The sequence below is a fragment of the Methylobacterium fujisawaense genome (genome assembly GCF_014138435.1).
In the GTDB taxonomy this organism is placed as follows: domain Bacteria; phylum Pseudomonadota; class Alphaproteobacteria; order Rhizobiales; family Beijerinckiaceae; genus Methylobacterium; species Methylobacterium fujisawaense.
Window position 1 is genome coordinate 148,703 of sequence record NZ_JACJIM010000004.1, and the last position, 16,450, is coordinate 165,152.

Annotated in this window: 17 protein-coding genes; 6 read left to right on the forward strand and 11 right to left on the reverse strand. The window is 66.1% G+C overall.

The annotated features are described in order from the left end of the window. Positions 1-96 precede the first annotated feature (96 nt). From fliQ to GGQ91_RS13380, 10 genes are all read right to left on the reverse strand, one after another. Positions 97-378, reverse strand: a complete 282-nt coding sequence (gene fliQ / locus GGQ91_RS13335; protein ID WP_043348590.1) for a flagellar biosynthesis protein FliQ — start codon at positions 376-378, stop codon at positions 97-99. A 368-nt stretch (positions 379-746) separates the two neighbouring features. Then, positions 747-1,157, reverse strand: coding sequence for a flagellar hook assembly protein FlgD (gene flgD, locus GGQ91_RS13340; protein WP_182592188.1), 411 nt, complete (start codon positions 1,155-1,157; stop codon positions 747-749). Between the two features lie 45 nt (positions 1,158-1,202). Next, positions 1,203-1,625, reverse strand: coding sequence for a flagellar biosynthesis repressor FlbT (gene flbT / locus GGQ91_RS13345; RefSeq protein WP_179698628.1), 423 nt, complete (start codon positions 1,623-1,625; stop codon positions 1,203-1,205). Beyond that, a complete protein-coding gene (flaF, locus tag GGQ91_RS13350; protein WP_043348583.1) occupies positions 1,622-1,981 on the reverse strand; it encodes a flagellar biosynthesis regulator FlaF in 360 nt (119 codons plus the stop codon). The genes flbT and flaF overlap by 4 nt, the downstream gene beginning before the upstream one ends. 90 nt (positions 1,982-2,071) lie before the next feature. After that, on the reverse strand, positions 2,072-3,127 hold the full coding sequence (locus tag GGQ91_RS13355; RefSeq protein WP_043379598.1) for a flagellar hook-associated family protein: 1,056 nt from the start codon (positions 3,125-3,127) through the stop codon (positions 2,072-2,074). Positions 3,128-3,131: 4 nt separating this feature from the next. Next, positions 3,132-4,589 carry a flagellar hook-associated protein FlgK gene (gene flgK / locus GGQ91_RS13360; RefSeq protein WP_182592189.1) on the reverse strand — a complete coding sequence of 486 codons (1,458 nt, stop codon included), beginning with the start codon at positions 4,587-4,589 and terminating at the stop codon, positions 3,132-3,134. Positions 4,590-4,611: 22 nt separating this feature from the next. Further along, a complete protein-coding gene (locus GGQ91_RS13365; RefSeq protein WP_182592190.1) occupies positions 4,612-5,820 on the reverse strand; it encodes a flagellar hook protein FlgE in 1,209 nt (402 codons plus the stop codon). Positions 5,821-6,006: 186 nt separating this feature from the next. Next, positions 6,007-7,332 (reverse strand): flagellar protein export ATPase FliI, encoded by a 1,326-nt coding sequence (gene fliI / locus GGQ91_RS13370; RefSeq protein WP_081948567.1) that lies wholly within the window; start codon positions 7,330-7,332, stop codon positions 6,007-6,009. 42 nt (positions 7,333-7,374) lie between these two features. Further along, positions 7,375-8,115 (reverse strand): flagellar basal-body rod protein FlgF, encoded by a 741-nt coding sequence (gene flgF, locus GGQ91_RS13375; RefSeq protein WP_182592191.1) that lies wholly within the window; start codon positions 8,113-8,115, stop codon positions 7,375-7,377. 1 nt (position 8,116) lies between these two features. After that, positions 8,117-8,896 (reverse strand): DUF1217 domain-containing protein, encoded by a 780-nt coding sequence (locus tag GGQ91_RS13380; RefSeq protein WP_182592192.1) that lies wholly within the window; start codon positions 8,894-8,896, stop codon positions 8,117-8,119. A 252-nt stretch (positions 8,897-9,148) separates the two neighbouring features. Here GGQ91_RS13380 and motA point away from each other — a divergent pair, with 252 nt between their 5' ends. The 6 genes from motA to flhB all read left to right on the forward strand — a co-directional run bounded on the left by motA (position 9,149) and on the right by flhB (position 13,893). Continuing rightward, positions 9,149-10,036 (forward strand): flagellar motor stator protein MotA, encoded by an 888-nt coding sequence (gene motA, locus GGQ91_RS13385; RefSeq protein ID WP_043379585.1) that lies wholly within the window; start codon positions 9,149-9,151, stop codon positions 10,034-10,036. Positions 10,037-10,038: 2 nt separating this feature from the next. Then, positions 10,039-10,968: a flagellar motor switch protein FliM gene (locus tag GGQ91_RS13390; protein ID WP_043348563.1), complete on the forward strand. Its 930-nt coding sequence runs from the start codon at positions 10,039-10,041 to the stop codon at positions 10,966-10,968. Beyond that, positions 10,949-11,290: a hypothetical protein gene (locus tag GGQ91_RS13395; RefSeq protein WP_244538780.1), complete on the forward strand. Its 342-nt coding sequence runs from the start codon at positions 10,949-10,951 to the stop codon at positions 11,288-11,290. Before GGQ91_RS13390 ends, GGQ91_RS13395 begins: the two co-directional genes overlap by 20 nt. 91 nt (positions 11,291-11,381) lie before the next feature. Beyond that, complete coding sequence (gene fliN / locus GGQ91_RS13400; RefSeq protein ID WP_043348558.1) at positions 11,382-11,774, forward strand: flagellar motor switch protein FliN; 393 nt, start codon at positions 11,382-11,384, stop codon at positions 11,772-11,774. A gap of 14 nt (positions 11,775-11,788) precedes the next feature. Further along, positions 11,789-12,817, forward strand: coding sequence for a flagellar motor switch protein FliG (locus GGQ91_RS13405; protein ID WP_043348557.1), 1,029 nt, complete (start codon positions 11,789-11,791; stop codon positions 12,815-12,817). Positions 12,818-12,831: 14 nt separating this feature from the next. Further along, positions 12,832-13,893, forward strand: coding sequence for a flagellar biosynthesis protein FlhB (flhB, locus tag GGQ91_RS13410; RefSeq protein ID WP_043379583.1), 1,062 nt, complete (start codon positions 12,832-12,834; stop codon positions 13,891-13,893). Between the two features lie 291 nt (positions 13,894-14,184). Here the strand turns inward: flhB and GGQ91_RS13415 are convergent, their stop codons facing one another. Beyond that, complete coding sequence (locus GGQ91_RS13415; protein ID WP_182592193.1) at positions 14,185-16,347, reverse strand: malate synthase G; 2,163 nt, start codon at positions 16,345-16,347, stop codon at positions 14,185-14,187. Between the last annotated feature and the right edge of the window lie 103 nt (positions 16,348-16,450).

A 16,450-nucleotide genomic window follows, 5' to 3' on the forward strand; every position in this document is an offset into this window, starting at 1 on the left:
GGTCCGCGCACCCGGCTCCGATGCCCGGGCGGCGCGCCTTGCGCGCCGCCGCGTCCGACGTGCCGCGCCCAGACCCCCCTCCGCCTTCGACGCCGCTCATTCCGACACCGCGCGGAAGCCCGTCACGATCCGGCCGTAGACCATCTCGGTGAAGGCGTAGATCTGGCCGCCCACGAAGGAGCCGCTGACGATCATCACCAGCAGGACGACCACGATCTTCGGGACGAAGGTGAGGGTGACCTCTTGGATCTGGGTCAGCGCCTGGAACAGGGCGATCAGGATCCCCACCACCATCGCGGCCCCGACCGCCGGCCCCGAGGCGACGATGATCGTCCAGATGGCGGCGCGGACGAGTTCAAGGGCGTCGATCTCGTTCATGGGGCCGGACGGGGATTCTCACAGGGGCATTCGAGAAAGGGGGACGTTCGCCGGAAACCGTCTGGCCTGCAGACGGGCTCGACTCGGTCTGATGGGGTGAGTTCGGTCTGCGCCGACGGTCCGGCGTCATCGCCTCCGCGAGCCCTTGCGGATGTCGGATCGGAGGCCTGCCGGGATCGCAGCAGCCCGCGCGCCCCATCGATTCCCGTCCAAGCCGCGCCCTGCTGGGCCGCGGCCGGCGGTTCAGGCCGGCGTGTCGACTGCGATCGCCGCAGACCTTGCGATGACGCGGATGCCGGCTCGTCGAACGATCGCGCATGCCTTGGCATTGGGGCCGCCGACCGGCTGCCGTCAGGCCGGGGACGGTTCTAGGACACGGTCAGTCCGGATTCGTAGGGGACATCCTGGCCGCTATCGAGATGTACGATCAGGCCGTCCTTCGTCACCCGCGCGGACGTGACTGTTCCCGTGACCGATCCGTCCGCGGAGGTGACGGTGTGCCCGATGAGATTGCTGGCCTGGGACAGACTCGAGGAGGTGAGCAAGGCGTCGAGCTTGCTATTCATGTTCACGCTCTGCTCGACCTGCGAGAATGTCGCGAGCTGGCCCATGTAATCCGTCGATTTCATCGGCGCCGTGGGATCCTGGTTCTTCATCTGCGCCATGAGGAGCCTGAGGAAGGTGTCGTAGTTCAGAGTCGACGGCTTCGCAGCCGAGGCCGTTCGGGCCGCGACATTCGCGGTTGACGGGTTCGTAGATTGGGTTGCCGGTATGGACATGGATCGACCTCCGTCTGGTTTCGGCGCCTATGCCCTGACGGTTCGTCAGGCGACCTGATGAGTGAGACTGTTCGAGTTCGGTCGGGATGGCGCGTCTTCCGGTTCGAAGACCCCGCGCAGCATCCGCAGGACCTCGAACGGCCGACCCCTGTTGAGGAGGTCGCGCGCCGCTGCGAGCGCCGCAACGACGGCGCGATCAGGAGTCTGAGCCAGGATCGCCTGCTCGACTTTATCGTAAGCCTGTCGGACTTGGCCGGCATTGCTGGGATCGATCAACATGGCCTGGGCGATGAAGTAGAGCTGTCGCAGCGGCGTCTTCGCCTGCTCGACCTGCAGCACATGGGCTTCGAGAAGAAAGGTCGCGTCGTTGAGCAGCTCGATCGTGACCTTGCGGTCCACTCTGAGAACGGCCCCGTTGATGAAGATGCGCTCCTGGCCTCGCAGGCTGAGATTGATCGAGCGGCTCATTGGAGACCATCGCGGATCAGCGTATTGACGTAGATGAGCGCCTCGAACCCCGTCGCATCGCCGCGGAGGATCTGGTCGGTCTGGCTCAAGTTCCACAATCCGATGGAGATCAGGTCCGCCCGCAATTGCGCCGGCAGCGCGTTCTCGGGATTGGCGAGATCATCGATGAGCATGCTCCAGAGGCGCTGCAGGAAGCTGATGGCCTCCTGACGCAGTTCCGCCGATGCAGGGGCGGCCTCGGCCTCCTTCATCAGAGCGATGGCCCGATCGAAGGCCGCCCGTTCCCGCTCCCGGGCGAGGGTGGGTGAATCGTCCAAGACTTCCGTGTAGGCTTCCGCGTAGGACGCGCCGTACATTGCCGATCTGCCTATCGAATTGAAGCGTTGCCGCAGTGATGTGCCGTCGCTTGGCGTGTCGCCCGGCGGTCAAAACCGTATCCGAAACTGTCAGACGTAATCGATCAGACTGATCCGTCTCATCTCGCTCGTCAGACTGTACGAGACCTGAAGGTCGGCTTTCAGGTTTTCCTGGCGTGTCCTGAGTTCTGCGAGATCGACGCTCTCGAGATTGCTGTATCCGAGGGTCAGGAATTTTATCTTGGAATCGAGCAGGTTGTCGGCGGCTTTCATTCTGGATTGAACGATGCCGACACTGGCTTGGATCTGCGTCAGGTTGAATGCGGCATGGCTCGCCAAGTCCCGCATCTTGTCGTACACGATCGACTGCGTCGATGGAGCGAGGCTGGTCAGCCCGATTTCGGAACCGACCGTATACAGCATTGCGAGCTGTCGAACGGCCTGAACGTTGGCATTGACGGATGTCTCCGCCGTTTCGCCGCCAGCGAGTTCACTGCGGATGTTGACGTTCGACGCACCGGACCATGTCGCACCCCATTGAGGGTCGGCGAAGAGCGCGGATGCGGGGCCGTCGAGGAAGGCCTGCATCTGTGTCGCCGTGATGTTGGTCGCGGCCGGCAGCGTTCCGGGCGCGAAGCCGAAGGCGGCTTGGAACGCCTGCGCGAAGGCTAGCTTGGCAGCCGCCGGCGGCACGGATTGCGTATCCGCGATCGGGCGTCGGTCGGTATCGATTCCGGAGAACAGGAATTGGCCCGCGACGGCGGAGTTCAGATGCGCGATCAGCGCCGAGAGTCGCGATGACGCCTCCTTGACCGTCTCGGCCCCGTTGCTGCTGAACAGCTTTCCAGGGGTGACGAGGGCGAGGAAGGACTCGCTGTCCGTCCGGATCTGGGTCAGCGCATCGTAGGTGCCGCTGACCCGGAGCCCGGTTATGTTGTTGCGGCTCTGTTGCGCCTTGAGGTCGTCGACCTCCTGTCTCAGATTGATGTCTGTTCCGGTCCTGTGGCCGAGCTCAAGGCCGACATCGGCGTATCGGCCGCCCTGCACCATTTCGGCATTCGCCTTCGCGATCTCCGCTTCCAGCCGGGCGGCGCCGGCGCGGGGCGAGTTCCAGAGCGTGGCGGTAGAGATGTAGCTCGTTTTCATGACGCTACCTCACGGCATCAAGGAGAGACTGGATCATCGCATTGACGGTCGCGATAAGCTTGGCGGACGCCGCGTAGGATTTCTCGAGCTGCAGCATCGAGGCGACTTCCTCGTCGCGGTTCACGCCGGTCGTGTTCGAGAGCGCGGTCGATGCGCTGTCCAGCACCGCTGATTCTTTGTCGACCTGGAGGGACGCAGCCTTGCGGGCGGCTTCGAGCCAGCTCGCCGACGCCGCCGCGGCGGTTTGCAGGGATGCCGAGGCCGGCAGTTCCGAGGCCGCCGCAAAGGGCCGCTCCGCGCCGAGGGCGGCGCGCAAGGCGTTCAAGTGATCGGAGAAGGCGGCGGCCTGCGTGTCGTTGTACAGATATTGCGCCCCCGCATTCATGCCGCCGTCGCGCAGCGTGAACGGGTTGCCGCCCTGCTCGGGATCGGCTGCGGCGTTGACGCGGATGGTGTGGGCGAGCCCCGTAATGCCTGCCCCGGGAAGCGCCGGGCCGCCGGGATAGGTGAACAGGCCGGCCCGGGCCGCACCGATCGCGGACGTCTTGACCGTCTCCGACAGGGCGTTGATCAATCCGGCGGCGATGGCGTCGAGCTGCTTCTGATACGTGACCGTGACTTCGTCGCGGATCGTCATCTGTCCCACGATCCGGCCGGATTGCAGCGGCATCAGGGAGCCGTTGCCGGTCACGCGCATCCCGTCGATGAACACCGCCTTGCCGGTCGTCCCGGCCGCGAAGGCGGATGTCGGTTCGAAGGTGACCGTCCGAGGCTGTCTTTCGAACAGGGGCGAGCCGTTATCGGCGTAGATCGCCATGTCGTTGTTCTCACGGACGACCGTGCTGATGCCGATCTCCTGGGACAACTGGGTGAGGATCTTGTCCCTGTTGTCGAGCGCATCGCTGATATCGTCGCCGCGCGCCGTCCCGAGGACGACGGCCTTATTGGCCGCGTCGAACTTTCCGAGCAGGTCGTTGATCGTGGCGACGGACTCGGCGATCTCCTGGTCGGCGCTCAGCCGGGCGGCCTGCACCGTGTCGCTCGCTTGGTTCAGCGCGCGCGCGAGGTCCCGCGCGGCCGCAACGGCGGCCTTCGCCAGATTCACGTCGTTCGGCTGGTTGGCGGCATCGCCCAGTGCCGAGTTCAGGATACCGACCTTTGCGGCGATGGAGCGCTGCGCGTCCGTGTCGCCGACCGTACCCTCCAGCGTGGTGAGCCCGGTCAGGATCGCCTCATAGCCGGCGAGTTCCGACGTGCTGCTCATCATCCGATCGAACAACGCCGTGTTGCTGGCGCGGTTGATGACGACCCGGACCGGCCCGTCCGTCGTGACGAGCGATGCGATCTTTCGCGAATAGGCCGGATCGTGGGCCCCGGCGATGTTCCGCGACACGACGTCGGTCTGGGTCGCGTTGGCGAGCAGGGATCCGCGCGCGGCGTTCAGTGCAACGGAAAGGCCCATGTGGAACGTCCTCTATTCCAGCTCAGCGCTTCAGGTTCACGAGGAGTTCGAGCATTTCGGCGCCGGTCTGAAACACTTTGGAATTGGCGCCGTAGCTGGTCTGCGATTGGATCATCGTTGCCAGCTCGGTTCCGAGATCGACGTTCGATTCTTCGAGCATGCCCTTCAGGATCTGCCCGCGGCCGCCGACGGTGGCGAAGCCGATCTGGGGCGTGCCCGAACTGGGGGTGGTATCGAAGACATTGCCGGCCTGCGGACTCAGATTGTCCGGGCTCTCGACAGTGGCGAGCGGGACCTTGAAGGCCGCCGCCTTCTTGCCGTCCTGATAGACGGCGTACACCGTCCCGTCCCTGTCGATGTCCGTTCCCACGACGCTCATCGGGGCGCTTCCGTTGGCGCCCCCCGTGATCGTGTATTCCCCTGCCAGAGCCGTCATGTTGGCCATGTCGATAGACATGGGCTGACCCTTTGGAACGGTAAAGTTCAGTTTCGGCAGGCCTTGAACCTTGCCGTTGCTGTCGAACGTCAGATTTGTCTGGCCGAGCGGTGATCCGGGAAAGCTCGCGGGTTTGCTGGAATCGTAGGCCAAGACCTGCCACGTGTTGGATGCCGTCTTCGAGAAGTACAGATCGACGACGACGGCGTGGCCGAGATTGTCATAGGTGGTTATGTTGGTCGCCTTCGTGAAATTCGCCCCGCCCGTGACGATCGCCGCGTCGGCAGGAAGGTTGCCGCTGATCGTTCCGATGGTGGAGGGGCGGGCCTGCATGGACAGGCTGGCCGTGTTGACGGGCACGAGCCCGTCATAGCTGTTCAGCGAGACCTTCGGATCGCTCGAGGCCAGGCTGTAGCCCATCAGGTGCATGCCGGCTGCATTCACGAGATCCTTGGTTGTCGCGTCTTCGATGAAATTCCCGGCTCGGGTCAGGTAAGTCCTGCCGCCGGGATCCTTGACGACGAAGAACCCGTTGCCGTTGACGGCGAGGTCGGTGGCGGACGTCGTCGCGGATCTCGTGCCCTGGCTCGTGATCGCGTGTCGCACGATCGTATCGACCGATCCGGACTCGTAGGATCCCGGGTTCGGGTCGATCAGGAGCGACGAGAACTCGGTTGATGCGCGCTTGTAGCCGGTTGTATTCTGATTCTGGATATTGTCAGCAACCGTTCCAAGTCGATTGGTTTGGGCGTTCATTCCGGAGACGCCGCTGTTCAGCACACCATAAAGTCCCATGACGAACGTCCCCGTTGTTTGATCATGTTCGGCCGACTCTGATCAGAGATCGCTTGCGCGAAGCTTTCCGAGCGGCTTTTCTGAACCCGCGCCGGCGAGCGACGCGGTTCCTCGTGACGCCCTGCCATCGGCACGGGCGATCGACCCTCGCCCCTCGGATCCGGGTCCGCCCCGTGCCTCCGTTGATCAGGTTCGCAACGCGTTCGCGAGGTCCAGGAAGGCGTCGAGGCTGCGCGGCTCGGTGGGATCCTGCCGGAGGGCCGCATAGATCTTCGGGACCAAGACGACGGCTTGGTCGAGTTCCGGATCCGCTCCGGCCTGGTATCCCCCCATCTGGCGCAGGTCCCGGGAATCCTCGAAACGCGCGACCAGGCTCTTGAGCATGCGGACGAGTTCGCGCTGCTGCGGGGTCCACACGACGTCGGCCAGGCGTGAGATCGAGCCGAGCAGGTTGATCGCCGGATAGCGGCCCTGATCGGCGATCGCCCGGTCGAGGACGATATGGCCGTCGAGGGTGCCGCGGATGCTGTCGGCCACCGGGTCGTTGTGGTCGTCTCCGTCGATCAGGACCGAGAAGATGCCGGTGATCGTGCCGCCGCCCTCGGTCCCCGGCCCGGCCCGTTCCAGCAGACGCGGCAGATCGCCGAACACGCTCGGCGGATAGCCCCGTGCCACTGGCGGTTCGCCGGCCGCGAGGGCCACCTCCCGGGCGGCATGGGCAAAGCGCGTGACCGAATCGAGGATGAGCAGGACCGATTGGCCCTGATCGCGAAAATACTCGGCGACGGCGAACGCGAGCTTCGGCGCCTGCCGGCGCATCATCGGGCTCTCGTCGCCCGTGGCGACCACGACCACCGACCGGGACCGACTGTCCTGGACAGGGCCCTCGAGGAACTCCCGAACCTCGCGCCCGCGCTCGCCGACCAGGGCGACGACCACGGCGTCGAATCCGGAGCAGCGGGCCAGCATGGACAGCAGCGTGGTCTTCCCGACCCCGGAGCCCGCGAAGATGCCGATGCGCTGCGCCGCGCAGAGCGGCGTGAACAGGTCCATGGCCCGCACGCCGGTCGGAAGCGGCCGGTTCACCCGGGACCGCAGCATCGCGGGCGGAGGATCGGCATCCAGCGGCATCGCCCGCGCGCCCTTGGCCAACGGCCCCTTTCCGTCGATGGGCTGCCCCAGGGCGTTGATGACGCGATCCTTCCAGTCCTCGCAGGGTCGGGGATCCGAGGTCGGCACGCGATAGGCGGGCGATCCGAGGCCGGCGCCGATCCGGCTCTCGAACGGCTTGAGGATCGCCCCGTCTTCGTCGATCCGCACGACCTCGCCGTCGAGATTCCGCCCGCCGGTCTCGATCTGCATCCGATCGCCGAGCCTCAGCAGGGGGGTGTTGATGCGGATGCGGCAATGGCCGAACCCGATCTCCCGGACGACTCCCCCGACTCTGACGAGGGGATGATCGTCCCGGTCCTCCAGCGCGCGGGCGAGCCGGTCGAGGGCGTTCATGCTCATCTCAGCACGCGGCAGCCTTGTGGAGTCCACGATGGCGGTCGCTTACGCGCTGGGGCCGAGGCCGCGGATCGCGTCCTGCAGCGAGGATTCGGTTTCGGCCACCGCGGCGGCCGCATTCTGGAAGGTGCGCGTGATCTCGATGAGCCGGGACATCTCCATCACCGGATTGACGTTGGCCCCCTCCTGGAATCCCTGCTGGACCCGGACCGTGGTCGCGTCGCGCTGATTGAAGTCCAGAATCGGCTGGCCCGGCCTGTCCGACGCGACGGCACCGCCGGCGACACGGGTGAGTTTCGCGGCCGGGTCCAGACGGAACACGCCGAGTGCGCCGATCTGATTAGGGCCTTGGGATATGATCCCGTCCTGTCCGATCGTGATCGGGGGCCCTTCCGGATCGACGGTCAGGGGCGAACCGCCGGGGTCCAGGATCGGGCGCCCGCTCAGATCCTGCAGGTCGCCGGCCGCCGTGACCTGCATCCGGCCGTCGCGGGTATAGACCGGACCTCCTGGACCCCGCACGGCCAGCCAGCCGTCCCCCTGCACGCCGACGTCGAGGGGCGAATCCGTCTTGATGAGCGGTCCGGCCTTGCGCGACAGGAAGGTCTCGCCCGGCGTCGTGAACGCGACCTCGCGCCCGCCCGCCTCGGACAGGATCGTCTCGAACTTGACCTCCTCCGCACGGTAGCCGGCGGTCCCAAGATTGGCGACGTTGGTCGCCACGGTGTTCAGGCGCTGTTCGAGCGCCATCTGGGCGGACAGCGTGACGTAAAGCGACGCCTGCATGTCAGTGCCCCCCCAGCCGGATGGATTGCAGCTTGAGCAGGAGCCCGGTGTCGAAGCCCGAATCGGACCCGCCGAAGAGCGACAGCGTCGGCGTTGATGCCGTATCGTTCTTCTGATCCCACATGATCGTGAAGCGCTTGATGAATTTGTCGAGTTTTTCCGGATCTTTGAAGCTCGCGATGTCGAGCTTCCGGTTTATCAGGGCGGCCTGAGCATCAAGGTTGCTCATCGCCATCTCGGGAGGAAGTCCAAGGGCTGTTCGAACGACTTCCGCCAAAGCCTTGTCGGCCAGGATGCCGAACGCGGACTTGATCGTTCCCGCCTGGCGCTTGAAGTACAGGGCCAGGCGTGTGCCCTCGTCTTGCTGGCCGGCATCGCTCTCGAGCTTCTGGCGGACATAAGAAGCGATCGGTGCCTGCCTGGCCTCGGGACGCTGCGTTGTGTTGGCGCCGTGGGTTTGGAAGTCGAAGGCGTTCGCAAATTCTCGAAATCGCGCATCTTGAATGCGATCGACCAAGCGCATTCCGTTCGCGTCAGGCGGCCCTGCCAGGATCTTTCTCATGAATCCCTTGGCGTAAGCCATGTCATCTAAGCCGAAGGCTTGCATGGCGAAATTGAAGATGCGCGCATTGCCGATGAAATCATCGACTGATTTTATTTCGGAAATATGATCGGAGTAATATTTTATCTCTCGAGAATTTGCCTTTTCCGACGCTTTTTCGCTCAGATTTTTTGTAATATCTCTAGATATAAGCTTGTAATTCAGATAAGTTGATGTCATGTCCGGGTTCCTGATCTTGTTGGATCGGGTTCAGAACGAATTAATAAGAATTCGGATTGCCGATATATCGAAAGCTGCAGATGTACAGGCCGCGGATGCTGGGCGTCAGCCCTAGGGCCGGGAGCTTGTCTGGGCCTTGCACGGTTGATCTCGAAACGTGTTGCGTTTGAGCGCCGCGAGATCGCTCCAGCCCGACGCAAGCATGACCGTCTACGGCCCGGTGTAGCGATCCATACGACGTCGAGGCGCTACGTGGGTGTTATCATCGGCTTGCTGACCGCGATGGTCTGTGTCGCGGGCGGCTTCTGGGCCATGGGCGGCCACCTCATGGTGGTCTGGCAGCCTTTCGAATTCATCATTGTCGGGGGCGCCGCGATCGGTGCGTTCATCGTCGCCAACCCGGCGCGGGTGGTGATGGACACCGCCGGTGCGGTCCGGGATGCTCTGTTCGCACGGGAGCCGAGACAGGAGGATTACCTTTCCTTGCTCGGCCTTTTGTTCGCGCTGACACGGGAACTCCGGTCAAAGCCGCGCAACGAGGTCGAAAGTCACTTGGACAGACCGGATGAGTCCGAGATCTTCAAAGCCTATCCGCGCGTGGCCCGCGACCAGGAACTGACGCTGTTCATCTGCGACTATGTCCGTCTCCTTCTGGTCGGCAATGCGCGGCCCTACGAGATCGAGGCGCTGATGGAGGAGGAGATCGCGACGCACCGCGGCGACAAGCTGAAGGTCTACTTCGCGCTGATGAACATGGCCGACGGCTTGCCAGCCCTGGGGATCGTGGCGGCGATCCTCGGTATCGTGAAGGCGATGGGGGCGCTCGACCAATCCCCCGCCCTGCTGGGAAGCCTGATCGGGTCCGCTCTGGTGGGCACCTTCACCGGCATTCTCGTCTCCTACAGCGTCGTGGCGCCGCTCGCCAACAAGGTGAAGACGACCCGCGAGGCACAGGCCCGGGTCTTCATCATCGTCAAGCAGACTCTGCTGGCCTTCATGAACGGCGCGCTGCCGCAGATCGCCGTTGAGCATGGCCGCAAGGCCATCACGGCGGCCTACCGGCCGACGATCGACGAGGTGGAGAACGCGACGATCACGGGCGCGCCGCGCAGCGAGAGCGCCCTGCGTGAGGCGGCTTGATCATGGACAAACAACCGGTCGCCAACGACATCCGGGATCGGCTCCTGGACGCCGCAGGGCTCTCCCTCGATCGCCTCCCGATGCTGCACGTGATCCTCGACCGGGCCGCGACGTTCTGCGCGGAGCAGCTCCGCCACCTCGCGGCCTCCCCGGTCTACTTCTCGCTGAGCAATGTCGAGAGCCAGCGGTTCGGAGACATCCTGGAGCCCTACGAGGCGAACGCGGTCGCCGGCATCTTCAAGGCGCCCGAATGGGACAGTCACATCCTGGTCGGTTTCGACCGCGACTTCATCTTCACGATGGTGGAGGCGCTCCTCGGTGCCGACGGCTCCGAACCGCCGCTCGACGAGGAACGATCCTTCTCGAATATCGAGATGCGGATCGCGCAGCGCCTCTTCGAGCAGATCGGCAAGGCGATGCAGTCCGCATTCGCGCTGGTGGCGGACACGCCGTTCAAGCTCGAGCGGACGGAGCTGCGAATGGATTTCGCCGTCATCGGCCGCCGGAACAACCAAGCGGTGGCGGCGAAGTTCGTCCTGCAGGCGCTCAATCGCGGCGGAGAGATGTTCATCGTCATCCCGCAATCCGTCCTGAATCCGATGCGGCAGAGCCTGGCGCGGATCCTGGTGGGTGAGACCTCCGCCCGGGACTCCCGGTGGACGAAGCAGATCGCCGGCGAGGTGCAGAAGACGCCGGTGACCCTCAAGGCGATCCTGGAGGAGAAGCAGCTGACGCTCGGCGAGATCGCCGAGCTCAGCGTGGGACAGGTGCTAGAACTGCGGGCGACCCCGCGCAGCCGTGTCAAGCTGGTCGGCAACGACCGCGATCTGTTCTGGTGCGATGTCGGGCAGGAGGAGGGCGGCGTCGTCCTGCGCGTGGACCGCTTCATCGATCAGGATCAGGAATTTATCGATGATGTTCTCTCTCGCTGAGGCTCTGCTGTTCGCGGCCCTGGTCGCGACGACCGCCTGCCTCGTACCGATGTACATGCGACTGAAGCGGCTCGACCGGTATCATGCCCAGTACCGCGACATGGTCGATTGGAGCGCGTCCGCCCTCGTCGGCGCGAGCAACGCCGTCCAGTCCTTCGCCCAGGACGGGCGTGTCGTCCTCGAAGATCTGAGCCGCGAGATCGAGTGCGCCAAGGTGGCCCTGGCCGAGCTGAAGGCGGAGCGGATCAGGCTGGCGAACGCGGCACAGCCCGGCAGTGCGAGCCCTGAACCTGCCGTCGGCGGCAACCTGACGAGCGCCTGATGCCGGCTCAGCCGACGTGGCCACCCTCCCCCGCGACCGCCGGTCCCGGTGCGGCTCGGCCGCGAATCGTCCCATCCTTGAGGAGCGTTTGATGTCATCCCCCGCAGACCACGTGAATGTCGAGTCCGGGACCGGGAGTGGGCATAGCGACAGCCTGTTCGCCAAGATCGAGGCGCATGCCGACGGCCAGCGGGCGCAGGACGAGCGCTTGGGCCATGGCCGGAATCTCGATTCCATCCTCCGGATTCCGGTCTTGATGCAGGTGGTCCTCGGATCGGCCACGATGCCGGTCGCCAACCTGATGAAGCTGGGCCGAGGAGCGATCGTTCCCCTGGACCATCGCGTGGGCGAACCGGTCGACGTCGTCGTGAACGGCCGCGTCATCGCCCGGGGCGAAGTCGTCGTGGTCGAGGATGACAATTCCCGCTTCGGCGTGTCCCTCACCGAAATCGTCGGTCCCGCAGCGGCCGATTCCAACGGCTGAGAGGAAGCAGCGCCATGGCCGCAGGTTCCATGACCAAAGTCGGTCGAAGAGTGCTGACCCCTGCCGAGGAGGTCGCGGCCGTCCTCATCGCGATGAAGAAGACGACGGCCAGCCGGCTCGTCAAGTATTTCGACCAGGCCGAACTGAAGCAGATCACGCGCGCCGTCTCGCAGCTCGGACCCGTCCCCAAGCCGCAACTCGAGACGATCGTCGAGCAGCTGGCGGCCTTCTTCGCCGACGGGGCGAACCTGATCGGGACGGCCCGCGAGATGGAGAAGCTGCTGGAGGGGGTCCTGCCTCCGGAGCAGATCGCCGAGATCATGGCCGATGTGCTCGGCGGGGGGGAGCGGTCGATCTGGGACCGGATCTCGAACGGCTCGGAGACGGCTCTTGCCGCCTACCTGATCAAGGAACATCCGCAGACCGCGGCCCTGATCCTGTCGAAGGTCAAGCCGGCCTGTGCCGCCAAGGTGATGGCCCAGCTCCCGGCGCCGATGCGCAACGCGGTCATGCGGCGCATGCTGACGTTCAAGCCGATCGTCGAGACCACGATGAAGATGATCGAACAGACCATCCACGAGGACTTCATGATCAATCTGGCGCGCAACGCCGCGGCGGATACCCATTCGCGCATGGCCGACATCATCAACAAGATGGAGCGCCAGAGCATGGAGGAGGTCCTGGACAACCTCACGCAGTCGCGCCCGAAATCGGCGGAGATCCTGAAGAGCCTGCTCTTCACCTTCGACGACATCATCAACCTGACACCGCGGGCCCGCACGACCCTGTTCGACCAGATCCCCCACGAGAAGGTCATCCTGGCGCTCAAGGGCACGAGCGGACAGCTGCGCAACGTCGTGCTCAGTGCCCTGACGGCCCGCGCGCGGCGCCTGGTGGAGCACGAACTCGAGGGTGGCGAGCCCGCCTCGCAGCGGGATGTGCACGAGGCCCGCCGCGCGATCACCGATCAGGCGCTCGAGATGGCCGCCCGAGGCGAGATCGAACTCAGCTCGGCGGATTCGGATGAGACCTACATCCGCTGAGCGGGACTGCCGCGATGTCGGATGACAAGGAGAGCAAAACCGAGGCGGCCAGCGAGAAGAAGATCAGCGACGCGGTCGCGCAGGGCAATACCCCCTTCTCGCGCGAGGCCCCGGTCTTCGCCTCGATCATGGGCCTGCTGGTCTTCCTCGTGTTCGTGGTGCGGGATCAGGGGGCTGCATTCGTGCGGCGGCTCACCCTGCTCCTCGAGCAGCCGCGCAACTTCAGCGTGGAGACCAGCCCGGACGCCAAGCGCCTCGTTCACGCCCTGGCCCTGGAAATGGGCCGGTTCCTGTTGCCGGTTCTGGTGATCCTGCTCGTCGCCGGGATCGCCGCCTCGATCTTTCAGAACGCGCCCCGCATCGTGTTTGATCGCATCCAGCCCCAATGGTCTCGCATCTCGCCCGCGAGCGGCTGGAAGCGGATCTTCAGTACACAGGGGTTCGTCGAGTTCGGAAAGAGCCTCTTCAAGTTTCTGGCGATCGGCGGCATGTCCTTCATGGTTCTGCGCGCAGACCGGTACGAGATCGTGGACGCCATGTTTGTGGATCCGATCGGCCTGCCCGAGTTCCTGCTGACCCTGTCGGTCCGCCTGATCTCGGCCGTCAGCGTGGCGACCATCGCGCTGGTGGCGGGCGATCTGGTCTGGTCCCGCCTGCGCTGGCAGCGTGACCTGCGGATGTCGCGACAGGAGCTGAAGGACGAGTTCAAGCAGCTCGAGGGCGACCCGCTTGTGAAGGCCAGGCTGCGCTCGCTGGCGCAGGACCGGCTGCGCAAGCAGATGATGGCGGCGGTGCCCCGCGCCACGATGATCCTGGCGAACCCGACGCACTACGCCATCGCGCTGCGCTACGATCAGAGCGAGAGCGACGCCCCGGTGGTGCTGGCCAAGGGGGCGGACCTGATCGCCCTGCGCATCCGCGAGATCGCCGAGAGGAACCGGATCGAGGTGGTCGTCGACAAGGCCCTGACCCGGGCGATGTACGACCACGTGGAGATCAATCAGGCAATCCCGGCGGAATTCTACCGGGCGGTGGCGAATCTCCTCGTCTACGTGATGACGCGCAAGCGCCGCTGAGCGGCCGCGGGTGACCGGCCCGCGGATCGGGGAACCCGGCCTGGCCGGCCGGCGCCCCCCCCCGGCGGGCGCCGGCCCTCAGAAATGCGGGAGGGCGCGCCGCGGGGCGACGATCGCTTGTCGAACCCGGCCCCTGATCCTGGCGCCCGCGTTCCCCGGCCTCGAAGGCGGATGCGGGGAAACGCGGTGATCCCCGAAGGCCTTCTGCGAGTCCTCCTGCGAGGCCCCCGCTGCGCTCCGGCGCCTCGGGATCGGGGCGCGCTCGGGCGGATCGCAGGCCGCGAGACGGCCTCAGGCCGCCCGACCGTCGGCCTGCCGGCGCTTCGCCTCCCGGCGGAACCGGTGCAGCACGAACTCGGTGTAGCCGTTGGGCTGGCGCGCACCCTCGAACACCAGGGCCTCCGCGGCCCGGAAGGCCGGGCCGTCGAAGCCCGGAGCCATCGGCCGGTAGGCCGGATCGCCCGCGTTCTGGCGGTCGACCACCGCCGCCATCCGCCGCAACGCCGCGTCGACCTGCGCCCGGTCCACGATCCCGTGGCGCAGCCAGTTGGCGATGTGCTGGCTGGAGATCCGCAGGGTGGCGCGGTCCTCCATCAGGCCGACCTCGTGGATGTCCGGCACCTTCGAGCAGCCGACGCCCTGGTCGATCCAGCGGACCACGTAGCCCAGGATCCCCTGGCAGTTGTTGTCGAGCTCCTCCCGGATCGCCTCCGGCGCAAAGGCGCCCTCGGCGAGGGGCAGGGTCAGCATGGCGTCCCGGGTGGCGGGCGCCCGGCCGGCCAGGTCCGCCTGGCGGGCACGGACATCCGTCCGGTGGTAGTGCAGCGCGTGGAGCGTGGCCGCCGTCGGCGACGGCACCCAGGCGGTGTTGGCGCCGGCTTCCGGGTGGGCGCCCTTCGCCTCCAGCATCGCCGCCATCTGGTCGGGGGCGGCCCACATGCCCTTGCCGATCTGCGCGTGGCCCGGCAGGCCGCAGGCGAGGCCGGCATCGACGTTCCCGTCCTCGTAGGCCTTGATCCAGGCGGTCGCCTTCATCGCGTCCTTGCGGACCACCGGACCGGCCTCCAGGGAGGTGTGGATCTCGTCCCCGGTCCGGTCGAGGAAGCCGGTGTTGATGAAGAACAGCCGGTCCGCCGCGGCGGCGATCGCCGCCTTCAGATTGAGCGTCGTGCGCCGCTCCTCGTCCATCACGCCGATCTTGAGCGTCCGCGGCGCGAGCCCGACGAGGGCCTCGACCCGCCCGAACAGCTCCACCGCGAAGGCGACCTCGTCGGGGCCGTGCAGCTTGGGCTTGACCATGTAGACCGAGCCCGTCCGGCTGTTGCGCAAGGAGCCGGTCCCGTTCAGGTCGTGCAGGGCGATCAGCGCGGTCACCGCCGCGTCGAGGAGCGTCTCGGGGATCTCGGCGCCGTCGAGGGTCACGGCGTCGGTGTACATGTGATGGCCGACATGCCGGACCAGCATCAGCGACCGCCCCGGCAGGGTCAGGCTTCCCCCGTCGGGCGCCGTGTAGGTGCGGTCCGCGGCAAGCCGCCGCTCGACGGTGCGGCCGCCCTTGGACAGGGTGGCCGCGAGGTCGCCGCGCATCAGGCCGAGCCAGCTGCGATAGACCGCGACCTTGTCGGCCGCGTCCACGGCGGCGACCGAATCCTCCATGTCCATGATGGTCGAAAGGGCGGATTCCAGCACCACGTCGGCGATGCCGGCGGGGTCGGTGCAGCCGATCGGGCTCGTCCGGTCGATGACGATCTCGACGTGCAGGCCGTTGTGGCGCAGCAGGAGCGCGGTCGGCGCCTCGGGGGCGCCGGTATAGCCCGCGAGGTCCGCCGTGCCGGTCAGGCCGGCGCTCCGTCCGGCGCCGAGAGCAACGGCGAGGCGGCCGCCCGTCACCGAGAAGCCCACCGCATCCGCCCAGGAGCCGACGCTCAGCGGGGCGGTCGCGTCGAGGAGGGCCTTGGTCTTGGCCACCACGGCGGCGCCCCGGGCCGGGTTGAACCCGGTGCCTGGGGCGAGGTCGCCGTCCTGCGGGATCGCGTCGGTGCCGTAGAGGGCGTCGTAGAGGCTGCCCCAGCGGGCATTGGCGGCGTTGAGCGCGTAGCGGGCGTTCGAGATCGGCACGACGAGCTGGGGCCCGGCGATCTGCGCGATCTCCGCGTCCACGTTCTCGGTGGTCACCCGCACAGCGTCGGGCTCCGGCTGCAGGTAGCCGATCTGCGTGAGGTAGGCCGCGTAGGCGGCCGGATCGTGCGGCAGGCCGCGATGGTCGCGGTGCCAGGAATCGATGTCGGCCTGGAGGCCGTCGCGCCGGTCGAGCAGCGCCCGATTGTGCGGTGCGAGGTCGCGGACGATCGCCGCGAAGCCCGACCAGAACCGGTCGGCCGAGAGGCCGGTTCCGGGCAGCGCCTCCTCGGACAGGAAGGTGCGGAGATCCTCGGCGACGACGAGATTCGACATGCGATCCTCTGGGAAATGGGGCGCCGTGCGTCAGAAAAAGTCGAACGGCCCGTGAAATTTTTTTGATCTCACAGCGATAGACCGCTTGGCACCCGCCGAAAAG